Origin of the sequence: Agromyces sp. H66 (assembly GCF_004959775.1) — a bacterium.
GTDB lineage: Bacteria > Actinomycetota > Actinomycetes > Actinomycetales > Microbacteriaceae > Agromyces.
On record NZ_SJZG01000003.1, the window covers coordinates 67351 to 78187 of the forward strand.

Below are 10837 nucleotides of genomic sequence, written 5' to 3' on the forward strand. Positions count from 1 at the left end.
ATCCTTCGCGGTAGTCGTCGGTGCCCTCCGTGTCGATCACTCGTCGCCGTCGTGCTGCCATTCCTCGGGCGGAAGCTCCATCCACGGCAGCTCCTCGTCGTCGTATGGTGCCGGCTTCGTCCTCCAGGTGTCGAGCGGACCCGGCGGGCCAGCCCTGAGCTGCATCTGTGGCGGCGGCGGCGTGCCCGTCGACGGCGGAGCGAACAGGGCGTCGAGTTGCGAGATGACCCCGTCGGGGATGGCGCCCTTCAGACCCGCGACGAGCACGACGCGGGGATCGGAACGCACGAGCTCCTCTGCCAGCCCCGGCGTGACGGTGGAGCCCACGAGCAGCAGCGAACCACCCGCCGCCGCAACGACCGGTCCGGCCGCGAGCGCGTCGGGGAAGTCGAGCGCCGTGGCGAGTCCCACCGTGTCCGCCGACGCGGGCGCGCCGAGGTCCCTGGCCACCGCCAGCGCCGTCTCGTACCGGTCGGCGCCGCTCAGCCGCACCGCTTGGGGTGCGAGCTTGTCGAGGGCCGTGACGACGCCGTTGGAAATGACACCGCTGCCACCGACGATGACGATGCGCTGCGGCTTCAGGCGCTCGATCTCCTCCTTGGTCGCCGGCGAGAGCGCTGTGCCCGGCGTGAGCAGCACCGGGCCGCCCAGTTGGGCTCCGGCGGCGCCTGCGGCGAGCGCGTCGGGAAAGTTGGCACCGGTCGCCACGTAGGCCACGGGGACGCCTTCATCGAACGTGTGCTTCGAAAGCTCGGCGGCCGTCTCGTAGCGGTCGTCACCCGCCCGGCGTTCCGCGGTGACCCCAGCGGCGACGGAGGCCGCTTCCATCACGGCGTCCGACACGATCGCCCGGCCGCCCACGATCTCGAGCTTGGCGGGCGCCAGGCGCTCGAGCTCGTCGAGGACCTCCTGGGGGATCGACGGGCCCGGAACGAGCAGCACCGGCCCGGCGCCCTGGGTGGCCGCCGCGGCGGCGAGCGCGTCGGGATAGTTCGCCCCGGTCGCGAGGTATGCCACGGGCACGCCCACGGGTCCATCGCCTGGGAATGCGTACTTCGAGAGTTCCACGGCGGTCTCGTAGCGGTCGGCTCCTCCGATGCGGGTCGTGTCCGCATCCTGCGACAGGCCCTGGAACTTCCCGAACAGGTTCGTCGTCATGGTGCGCACCGTCTGCTGAGCGGCTGGACCGTCGCCGAGCAGCCCACGTGGGTAGCGGAGGGTGCCGGCGCTGAAGACGAGGGCGCCCGATGGCGCCTGGTAGAGGGTGGCCTCCTGAGGCCCGACCCTGTTCCCGTAGATGCGCTCCGCGTAGTACGAACTGGCGAGCACCGCCGTCGTGGTGCCTTCGAGTCGTGCCGGTTCGGGGTAGTACGGCAGACGCCGGTCCACCTCGATGCCGACCAGCATCGGGATCTGGGACCCGTTGTTGAGGCCGGTGCCCCGATAGAACCAATGGTCCGCCTGCGAGACGACCCAGGGCTCGTCGTAGCGGGTCATCCCGATGGCCTCGTCCCACATCTGACCCATGAGCGTCTGCTCGGGGCGCGGGGTGTCGAGGTACCGGAACCGCACCGTGGCGTCGGCGCCCGTCACGGGGTCGATCGCGGGGTCCCGGTAGACGACCATCACTCGGTCTGGTGTCCCTCCCGCCGACGGCTCCATGCGCACCTGCCAGTAGACGTTGTTCGCACCGAAGAACGCGAGGTCGACGCCCGAATCGCGTGCCTTCTCGGCCGCGGTGAACATGTCGCCCGTCCAGTACTCGTCATGGCCTACCGAGACCATGCCGACCTGTTCGCTGAGCAGGTCGGGCCGGTTGTGCAGATCCATGTCGGTCGCGTATGTCATGTCGAAGCCGCGGGACTCGGCGTACCGGATCATCGGGGCGTCGTCAGTCATGACGAAGCCCGCCCCCGACTCCGAGTACGGCCGGTCGAAGCTCGCCTTGACCGCCCCGGTGCCTCCGCTGACCGTGATCGCACCGTACGAGTTGTAGGGATAGAGGCTCTTGCCCGTCAGCCCGTTGTCTGGGAAGTTGTTGTACGCCTGCGTGGTGAGCGTCGACTGCAGGTGCACGATGGCGTTCTTCTTGGCGTCATCCCGCACGACGAACGAGACGTAGTTCTGCATGGTGCCACGAGTCAGCACGACGACGTACACGCCGGTGGTCCAGTCGGCTTCCGTCTGGATGGTGAAGCCGCTCTTGCTCTCGTCCCATGGGCACGTGATCATGCCCGTGTTGGGCGACGTCTGCGTCTCGCATCCGGGCTGCGACCCGGCCTGGAAGGTCCCGCTGGCCATCGCGCGCCCGCCCAGCCCCTGGTACCAGCCGAGGCGGTACACGCCGTAACTCGCCGTGCCGGGCGATGCCACACGCACGCGCACGCCGATGGACTCGCCCTTGTTCACGCTCGCGGCCGTCGCGTACCCCTTGATCGCCATGTTGGTGTCGTTCGCCAGCGTGTACCCGTTCCACGGCAGACGCCACGCCGAAGTACCGCCCTTCCGGTTCTCGAGGACGATCTCGTTCGTCGCGGGCACTGCGGAAGTGGTCTCCACCGCGGTCGACGCCGGCGTGGCAGCCGACTGCGTGAGCGACGACGCGAGCGCCGGACCGGAGCCGAGGAGCAACATGACCGCGGTGAGACAGGCAACGAGGAACGTGATGGGGCGTGGGGTCATGATGCTTCCGAGTAGGGTGTCCCCACCCGTCGACGGGGTGGTGCGGAGATGACTCGAGCCTACGTGCGTCACTCCCGGCTCAGGCGAAATGTCCCCCGAACTGGGCGCAACCGCCGTCAGCCGCGGCCGGTGAAGGTCGGCGTGCGCTTCTCCTGGAACGCGGCGAATCCCTCGCGGTAGTCGTCGGTGTCGCAGAGCGCCGCCTGGGCGCGGTTCTCGTGCGCCATGGATCCCCAGAGGCCGAGGCGCTCGTCCCGCAGCTCGGCGACGAGCCGCTTCGACGCCGCGAAGGCGAGGGTGGGGCCGGATGCCGCGGCACGGGCCGCCGCGCGGGTGGCATCCGTCACCTCATCGGCGGGGAACACCTGCGAGAACATGCCCGCGGCCACGGCCTCGGATCCCGACATCAGGCGTCCGGTCACGATGAGGTCCATGGTGCGGTGCGCGCCGAGCCGCTCGACGAAGAGCGCGTGCCCGCCGGAGTCGAGCGTCGCGCCGAGGTTCTTGAACGGCGAGCCGATCTTCGCGGAGTCGGCGACGTACACGATGTCGCTCGCGATGAGCAGTCCGAGCCCGACGCCGAGGCACGCGCCGTGCGCGACCGCGAAGGTCGGCACCGGGATGCGCGACATCCGCTTGAGCAACGGCTCGACCTTGCCGCCGAGGTAGCGCAGCACGTCGTCGTCGCGCGGGTCGACACCCGAGATGTCGCGGCCGGCGCAGAACGCGCGGCCCTCGCCGCGGAGGACGAGCGCCCGCACGCGTCCCTCGGCTGCCGCGGCCTCGGCCTCTTCGTACGCCTCGTCGAGCTCGGCCAGCGCCGACTCGTCGAGCGCGTTGAGCTTGTCGGGTGCGTTGAGCACCACCTCGGCGACGCCGTCGTGGATCTCGAGCTCGATCATTCAGGTTCCTCTCTCTGCGTGCTCCGCCGAGCGCGTGCGGATGCGACCAGCGCGTTCGCGTACGCGAGCGCGTTGGTCGGAAGTGCACGCGCTCGCGAGACGGGTGAGGTCACACGTCGTAGTCCACCACGACCCGGTCGGACTTCGGGTGCGACTGGCAGGTGAGCACGTACCCGCGCTCGAGCTCCTCGGGCTCCAGCGCGTAGTTCTCGGTCATGTTCACGCTGCCCTCGACCACGCGGGCCCGGCAGGTGCCGCACACGCCGCCGGCGCAGGCGAACGGGACATCCGATCGCACCCGCAGGGCGGCGTTCAGGATCGACTCGTTCGCCGAGACGGGACTCTCGACGCTCGAGGTCACCCCGTCGAGGTTGAACTCGATCGCCACCGTCGGCTCGCCGCGCTGCACGACCACCGGACGCCCGTGCTCGCCCTCGACGCGGTCGGCGGTGTCGGTCGTGAACAGCTCGTAGCGCACGTGCTTGGTGGGCACGGATGCCGCCGCGAGCGTGTCGCGGGCCAGCTGCACGAGCTCGAACGGGCCGCAGAGGAACCACTCGTCGACCGTCTCGGGATGGATGAGCGTCTCGAGCATCTTCTGCAGCTTCTCGGCGTCGATGCGTCCCGAGAGGAGCGGCGCCGTGCGCTGCTCGCGGGAGAGCACGTGGTGCAGTGCGAGTCGCGCCGGGTAGCGGTCCTTGAGCTCGGCGAGCTCCTCGAGGAACATCACGTCGCGCGTCGAGCGGTTCGTGTACACGAGCGTGAAGCGCGCCGTGTCCGACCGGGCGAGCACCGTGTGGGCGAGCGCCATGAGCGGCGTGATGCCCGAGCCGGCGGCGATGCCGACGATGTGCTTGCCGTCGAGGGCCTCGAGCCCCGACGTGAACGTGCCCTCGGGGCTCATCACGTCGAGCACGTCGCCCGCCGCGAGCTGCGAGTTCGCCCACGTCGAGAAGCGACCGCCGAGGTCGCGCTTGATGGCGACCGAGATGCTGGTCCCCGAGCCGGCCGCAGGGGGGGCGGGCGGACGGCAGAGCGAGTAGCTGCGGCGCAGCTCCTTGCCCTCGATCGTCGCCCGGATCGCCACGTACTGGCCGGGCAGGTACGCGTAGTCGGCGGCGAGCTCATCGGGCACGTCGAACGTGACCTCGACGGCGTCGTCGGTGAGCGGGCGCACCTCGGCCACGTTCAGCTTGTGGAACTTCGCCCGCCGGCGCTTGGGCACGTGCTCGCCCCCCACCGCGCTCTGGAGGAAGGCGGACGCCGTCGCGGCATCCGCTTCGGCGCCCTTCGTGCTCGCCGGGGGACGGGCCGTGATCGACCCGAGGTTGCGTGCAGCCATCAGAGCACCTTGAAGTAGTCGAAGGGCTCGAGGCAGTCGCGGCACTCGTAGAGCGCCTTGCACGAGGTCGAGCCGAAGCGGGCGATCTCTTTCGTGTTGAGCGAGTTGCAGCGGGGGCACTTGACCGCCATCTGCACACGCACGGGTCCGCCGCGCACGGCCGCGTGGCCGGTCGGCGCCTGGATGCCGTATTCGCGGAGCTTCTGCTTGCCGTCCTCGCTCATCCAGTCGGTGGTCCAGGCGGGGGCGAGCACCAGCTTCACGTCGACGTCGGCGTAGCCGGCGTGCGTGAGGGCGAGCACCACGTCGTCGCGCATGGCGTCCATGGCGGGGCATCCGCTGTACGTCGGCGTCAGCTCGACGTGGACGGCACCGCCCTCGTCGATGTCGACGTTTCGCAGCACCCCCAGGTCCTCGATCGTGAGCACCGGGATCTCGGGGTCGGTCACGGTCGCGGCGATGTCCCACGCCCGGCGGGCGGCCGGGTCGGCGGGCAGCGGACGTGCGACGGTCTCGGCGCCGTTGGAAGTGGTCACCACGATGCCCCCGGGTGTGCGCGGGCCAGCACCTGCATCTCGGCCAGGAGCGGCCCGAGGTGCTCGGTGTGCTTGCCCTGACGGCCCCCGCCGGCCGCGATGTACGCGTGCCGGCCGGTGGGCAGCTCGAGCTTCGCCTCGGCGAAGACGTCGGCGATGACGTCGTCGAACCGCTCCCGCAGCGAGGACGGCAGCACCGCGACGCCGTCGGCGGCGAGCCGCTCGACGAGTTCGTCGTCGCGGAACAGCTCCTCGACGTAGGGCCAGGTGTCGCCGATCGCCACGATCATGCGGCGGCGCGACTCGTCGGTGCCGCCGGCGAGCCGCAGCGTCCACTGGATCGCGTGGTCGCGGTGGTAGTCGACCTCCTTCGCCGACTTCGCGGCGATCGCGGCGAGCGTCGGGTCGGTCGAGTCGGTGAGCACGGCGTACAGCTCGACGAGGTAGACGGATGCCACGAGCCCGCGTGCGATCGTGTGCGCGAAGTCGCCGTTCGGCTGCTCGAAGAGCCACGCGTTGCGGAAGTCGGGCTCATCGCGGAAGTACGCGAGGTCGTCTTCGCTGCGCTCGGTCGCGGTGCCGGCGTAGTGCAGCAGCGAGCGGGCGTGGCCGATGAGGTCGAGCGCGATGTTGCCGAGCGCGACGTCCTCCTCGAGTTCGGGCGCGCGAGAGACCCAGTCGCCGAGGTGCTGGGCGAGCACGAGGGCGTCGTCGCCGAGCCGCATGGCGTACTCCGCGACATCCGGCGACGCGACGGCACCGTGGCGCTCGCTGTCGCCCGCGTACTCGTCGGCGAGACGCAGCCGGTCGACCGAGACCTCGCCGTGCGGGTCGAGGTCGTGCTGGTCGCTCACAGGTGCTTCACCCCCTCGCTCTTCGTGTAGTACACGGCGTGCCGGTAGTTCTTGCCGGCCGGGCTCTCGAAGAACGCGCCCTTCGCGTCGGGGTCGCTCGTGGTGATCGCGTCGGCGGGCACCACCCAGATCGACACGCCCTCATTGCGGCGCGTGTAGAGGTCGCGGGCGTTTCGCACGGCCATGTCGGCGTCGGGCGCGTGCAGCGAGCCGACGTGCACGTGGCTGAGGCCCCGGTTGGCCCGCACGAAGACCTCCCAGAGGGGCCAGGCCTCGGTACCCGTTTCACCGGGGGTCGACATCATGCCACCACCTTCTGCTTCGCGGCCTGCTTGCGTGCGTAGGCCGCAGCGGCCTCGCGCACCCAGGTGCCGTTCTCGTGGGCCTCGCGACGGCGGCGCATCCGCTCGGCGTTGGCGGGACCGCGACCGGCGATGACCTCGTGGAACTCGTCCCAGTCGATCTCGCTCATGTCGTAGGCCTGCTTCTCCTCGTTCCACTTGAGGTTGGGGTCGGGCAGGGTGACGCCGAGCACCTCGGCCTGCGGCACGAGCATGCCGACGAAGCGCTGGCGCAGCTCGTCGTTCGAGAATCGCTTGATCTTCCACGCCATCGACTGCGCCGAGTTCGGCGACTCGTCGTCGGGCGGGCCGAACATCATGAGCGCCGGCCAGTACCAGCGGTTCACCGACTCCTGCGCCATCCGGCGCTGCTCCTCGGTGCCCTGCATGAGCTCGAGCAGGATCTCGAAGCCCTGGCGCTGGTGGAACGACTCCTCCTTGCAGATGCGCACCATCGCCCGGCCGTAGGGGCCGTAGGAGGCGCGGCACAGCGGCACCTGGTTGGCGATCGCCGCACCGTCGACGAGCCAGCCGATCGAGCCCATGTCCGCCCAGGTCGGGGTCGTGTAGTTGAAGATCGAGGAGTACTTGGCCTTGCCCGACAGCAGCTGGTCCATCATCTCCTCGCGGGAGATGCCGAGCGTCTGGGCGGCCGAGTAGAGGTACAGCCCGTGCCCTGCCTCGTCCTGCACCTTGGCGATCAGGATCGCCTTGCGCTTGAGGCTCGGCGCGCGCGAGATCCAGTTCGACTCGGGCTGCATGCCGATGATCTCGGAGTGCGCGTGCTGCGAGATCTGACGGATCAGCGTCTTGCGGTACGCCTCGGGCATCCAGTCGCGGGGCTCGATGCGCGAGTCCTTCTCGATGAGGTCGTTGAACTGGGCCTCCTCGGGGGAGAGCTCACGCTCGACCAGACTGAGGTCTGCGGGAGAGGTCATCGTCGACTCCTGTTGTGTTCGCGGCATCCGGGCACCTCTGGCACTCGGCATTACTAACCGATCGTTCAGTTAGTATATAGTCGAATGCAGCGCCACTGCAACGGCGCGCGAACTCGATGAGGAGCTTCAAGATGACGGATGCCGCCACCGAGGTGACGACGACGGATGCCGCTGCCGCCGAGCCGGCCCCCAACCGCGCCATGATGGAACGCGACCTGGCGTCGTCGGCGCTCGGCATGGTCGTGGAACGCGACGACCCGGGCCACGCCGTCGTCTCCATGCGCGTGCGCGAGGACATGACCAACGGATTCAAGATCACCCACGGCGGCCTCGTGTTCACGCTGGCCGACACGGCATTCGCGATCGCCTGCAACGAGGACGACAACATCACCGTCGCCGCAGGCGCCGACATCACCTTCCTGAAGTCCACCGTCGCCGGGCAGACGCTCACCGCCACGGCGGTGCGTCGCACCCGCAGCGGCCGCACCGGGCTCTACGACGTCTCCGTCGTCGACGAGCACGGCGACGCGGTCGCCGAGTTCCGCGGCCGCTCGATCACCACCAACCGTTCACTGCAGGCCGAGCAGCGGGGCGCGTAGCGCGCCGCATCCACAGCCACCCCTCAACCCTGGAGCACACCGTGTCGACGTCGACCACCACCAGCACCGTCTCCTCCGCCACCATCTCGGGCATCCAGCCGCCCGCCCTCGACGAACTCGATCCCGAGGAGCGGATGAGCCGGCCGGAGCTCGAGGCCCTGCAGCTCGAACGACTCCAGTGGACGGTGCGCCACGCCTACGAGAACGTGCCGCTCTACCGGAAGAAGTTCGACGAGGCGGGCGTGCACCCCGATGACATCCGCTCGCTCGACGACGTCGTGAAGCTGCCGTTCACGACCAAGGAGGACCTGCGCCAGACCTACCCCTTCGGCATGTTCGCCGTGCCGATGGAGCGGGTCGCGCGCATCCACGCGTCCTCGGGCACCACCGGCCGGCCGACGGTCGTCGGGTACACCAAGGAGGACCTCGAGCACTGGGCGACGCTCATCGCCCGCTCGCTGCGCGCCTCCGGCGTGCGCCCGGGCATGAAGGTGCACAACGCCTACGGCTACGGCCTGTTCACCGGCGGGCTCGGCGCGCACGGCGGCATCGAGAAGCTCGGCGCCACCGTCATCCCGGTCTCCGGCGGGCAGACGGCGCGCCAGGTGCAGCTCATCCGCGACTTCGAGCCCGACGCGATCATGTGCACCCCGAGCTACCTGCTCACCATCGCCGATGCGATGGCCGACGCGGGCGTCGACCCGCACTCGACGAGCCTCAAGACCGCGATCCTCGGCGCCGAGCCGTGGACCAACGAGATGCGCCGCGAGCTCCAGCAGCGCCTCGGCATCGACGCGGTCGACATCTACGGCCTCAGCGAGGTCATGGGACCGGGCGTCGGCAACGAGTGCATCGAGACGAAGGACGGCCCCCACATCTGGGAGGACCACTTCCTTCCCGAGATCGTCGACGACTCGCTCCAGCGGGTGCCCGACGGCACCATGGGCGAGCTCGTGTTCACGACGCTCACCAAGGAGGCGTTCCCGGTCATCCGGTACCGCACCCGCGACCTCACGCGGCTGCTCCCCGGCACCGCCCGCCCGGCCATGCGCCGCATCGAGAAGATCACGGGCCGCAACGACGACATGATCATCCTGCGCGGCGTGAACCTGTTCCCGACGCAGATCGAGGAGATCGTGCTCGGCCTCGAGGAGCTCACCCCGCACTTCATCCTCGAGCTCACCCGCAAGGGCACCATGGACGACCTCACGGTGCGCATCGAACGCCACCCCGACCTGTCGGTCGAGGTGTGCCAGGGCTCCGCGGTCGTGCTCGCCGAGCGCATCAAGGAGTTCGTCGGCTCATCGGTCGCGGTGAAGCTCGAGGAGCCGGGCACGCTCCCCCGCAGCGAGGGCAAGTACAAGCGCGTCTACGACCTGCGCAACCAGTAGGGGCCGCTGGGCGGGCGGCGCTCGTCTCGAACGCCACCCGCGATAGAGGTCGCAGTCGTGCACGGTTTCGGGCGCCGAAGCGCGCACTGCTGCGACCTCTCTCAAGGCGGCGAGGCGGTCGTCGAGGCTGCCGCGCAGACGGATGCCGCGGCCGGCGACGATCGGCCGCGGCATCCGCGTCTCTGGTGGTGGCCCCGCCGGGACCCTAGCCGACCGAGACGGCGTACTTGACGACGCCGTTGGCGGGGTCGGAGAACCGCTCGACGGCGCCGACCAGGTCGTCGAGCGCCACCCGGTCGGTGATCATCGGCGACGGGTCGAGGACGCCCCGGGCGACCTGGTCGAGCAGCATGTCGAGATGCCCGAGGTCGCCGAGGCCCGTCCAGAGCGTCAGGTTCTTGAACAGCATCTGCGGCATGGGCAGCTCGACCGGTCCGGGCGCGATGCCGACCACGGCGATGCGTCCGCCGACGCCGGCGAGGCCGACCGCCTGGGCGATCGTCGCGGGCAGTCCGACCGCCTCGACGACGCCGTCGGCGCCGCGACCCCCGGTGAGCTCCCCGACGATCGCCGCGACATCCTCCGACGAGGCGTCGATCGTGCGGGTGGCGCCGAGCTGCTCGGCGACCCGCAGCCGGCCGGCCACCCGGTCGACGGCGATGATCTCGACGGGTGCGAAGAGCCGCGCGGTGTGCACGGCCGAGAGGCCCACCGGTCCGCAACCGATCACGACGAGCACGCCGCCCGGTCCGGCGAGCGCGTGCTGCACGCCCGTCATGCCGGTGGAGATGACGTCGCCGAGGAGCAGCGCCTGCTCATCGGTGACGCCGTCGGGGATCTTCGACAGCACCGTGTCGGCGTGCGGCACCCGGAGGGACTCCGCCATGGCGCCGCCGAGTCCGCCGAAGGTCGGTCCGCTGCCGAACACGCCGCCGCGCTGGCACAGCTGGATCTGGCCGCGGCGGCACATCGCGCAGGCGCCGCACCATGGCGCCGCCGGGCCGACCACGCGGTCGCCGACCGCGATGCCGTGCACGCCGGCGCCGACCGCGGTGACGACGCCGACGTACTCGTGGCCGAGCACGTACGGAGGCTTGCTCGGCAGGGCGCCGTGGATCAGGTGCAGGTCGGAGCCGCAGATCGAGGTCGTGGTGACCTTGACGACGGCGTCACCGGCATCCGTCACCTCGGGGTCGGGGACCTGCTCGAGGGAGACCGTTCCCCCTTCGTCGAGGACGAGGGCTTTCATTCG

At 70.2% G+C, this 10837-nt stretch carries 10 protein-coding genes; 2 read left to right on the forward strand and 8 right to left on the reverse strand.

The features are described 5' to 3' along the window. Positions 1-36: 36 nt before the first annotated feature. From EZM51_RS06125 to paaA, 7 genes are all read right to left on the reverse strand, one after another. Entirely contained in the window at positions 37-2682 is a 2646-nt protein-coding gene (locus tag EZM51_RS06125) for a cell wall-binding repeat-containing protein (RefSeq protein ID WP_136707377.1), read from the reverse strand. A 116-nt stretch (positions 2683-2798) separates the two neighbouring features. Next, positions 2799-3584 (reverse strand): enoyl-CoA hydratase-related protein, encoded by a 786-nt coding sequence (locus tag EZM51_RS06130; RefSeq protein WP_136707378.1) that lies wholly within the window; start codon positions 3582-3584, stop codon positions 2799-2801. A 109-nt stretch (positions 3585-3693) separates the two neighbouring features. Next, positions 3694-4926, reverse strand: coding sequence for a 1,2-phenylacetyl-CoA epoxidase subunit PaaE (gene paaE, locus EZM51_RS06135; RefSeq protein WP_136707379.1), 1233 nt, complete (start codon positions 4924-4926; stop codon positions 3694-3696). Continuing rightward, the gene (gene paaD / locus EZM51_RS20805; RefSeq protein ID WP_282568132.1) at positions 4926-5462 is read right to left on the reverse strand and encodes a 1,2-phenylacetyl-CoA epoxidase subunit PaaD; all 537 of its coding nucleotides are present in this window, start codon (positions 5460-5462) and stop codon (positions 4926-4928) included. The genes paaE and paaD overlap by 1 nt, the downstream gene beginning before the upstream one ends. After that, positions 5459-6316, reverse strand: a complete 858-nt coding sequence (paaC, locus tag EZM51_RS20810) for a 1,2-phenylacetyl-CoA epoxidase subunit PaaC (RefSeq protein ID WP_211195830.1) — start codon at positions 6314-6316, stop codon at positions 5459-5461. Before paaC ends, paaD begins: the two co-directional genes overlap by 4 nt. Next, the gene (gene paaB / locus EZM51_RS06145) at positions 6313-6618 is read right to left on the reverse strand and encodes a 1,2-phenylacetyl-CoA epoxidase subunit PaaB (protein WP_136707718.1); all 306 of its coding nucleotides are present in this window, start codon (positions 6616-6618) and stop codon (positions 6313-6315) included. The genes paaC and paaB overlap by 4 nt, the downstream gene beginning before the upstream one ends. Further along, on the reverse strand, positions 6618-7595 hold the full coding sequence (gene paaA, locus EZM51_RS06150; protein WP_136707380.1) for a 1,2-phenylacetyl-CoA epoxidase subunit PaaA: 978 nt from the start codon (positions 7593-7595) through the stop codon (positions 6618-6620). The genes paaB and paaA overlap by 1 nt, the downstream gene beginning before the upstream one ends. Positions 7596-7726: 131 nt before the next feature. On the opposite strand from paaA, the gene paaI reads away from it, so the two are divergent. Together paaI and paaK are read left to right on the forward strand one after the other, a co-directional pair. Next, positions 7727-8194, forward strand: coding sequence for a hydroxyphenylacetyl-CoA thioesterase PaaI (gene paaI, locus EZM51_RS06155; protein WP_136707381.1), 468 nt, complete (start codon positions 7727-7729; stop codon positions 8192-8194). A gap of 134 nt (positions 8195-8328) precedes the next feature. Continuing rightward, the gene (gene paaK / locus EZM51_RS06160) at positions 8329-9585 is read left to right on the forward strand and encodes a phenylacetate--CoA ligase PaaK (protein WP_136707720.1); all 1257 of its coding nucleotides are present in this window, start codon (positions 8329-8331) and stop codon (positions 9583-9585) included. 205 nt (positions 9586-9790) lie between these two features. On the opposite strand, the gene EZM51_RS06165 is transcribed toward paaK, so the two are convergent. Continuing rightward, complete coding sequence (locus EZM51_RS06165) at positions 9791-10834, reverse strand: alcohol dehydrogenase catalytic domain-containing protein (RefSeq protein ID WP_136707382.1); 1044 nt, start codon at positions 10832-10834, stop codon at positions 9791-9793. Between the last annotated feature and the right edge of the window lie 3 nt (positions 10835-10837).

Bases quoted from the DNA above. Each gene is read 5' to 3' on its own strand.
- paaK (WP_136707720.1), top strand. From the start codon at position 8,329: ATGAGCCGGCCGGAGCTCGAGGCCCTGCAGCTCGAACGACTCCAGTGG.
- paaE (WP_136707379.1), bottom strand. From the start codon at position 4,926: ATGGCTGCACGCAACCTCGGGTCGATCACGGCCCGTCCCCCGGCGAGC.
- paaI (WP_136707381.1), top strand. From the start codon at position 7,727: ATGACGGATGCCGCCACCGAGGTGACGACGACGGATGCCGCTGCCGCC.
- EZM51_RS06130 (WP_136707378.1), bottom strand. From the start codon at position 3,584: ATGATCGAGCTCGAGATCCACGACGGCGTCGCCGAGGTGGTGCTCAAC.
- EZM51_RS06125 (WP_136707377.1), bottom strand. From the start codon at position 2,682: ATGACCCCACGCCCCATCACGTTCCTCGTTGCCTGTCTCACCGCGGTC.
- paaA (WP_136707380.1), bottom strand. From the start codon at position 7,595: ATGACCTCTCCCGCAGACCTCAGTCTGGTCGAGCGTGAGCTCTCCCCC.
- paaB (WP_136707718.1), bottom strand. From the start codon at position 6,618: ATGTCGACCCCCGGTGAAACGGGTACCGAGGCCTGGCCCCTCTGGGAG.
- EZM51_RS06165 (WP_136707382.1), bottom strand. From the start codon at position 10,834: ATGAAAGCCCTCGTCCTCGACGAAGGGGGAACGGTCTCCCTCGAGCAG.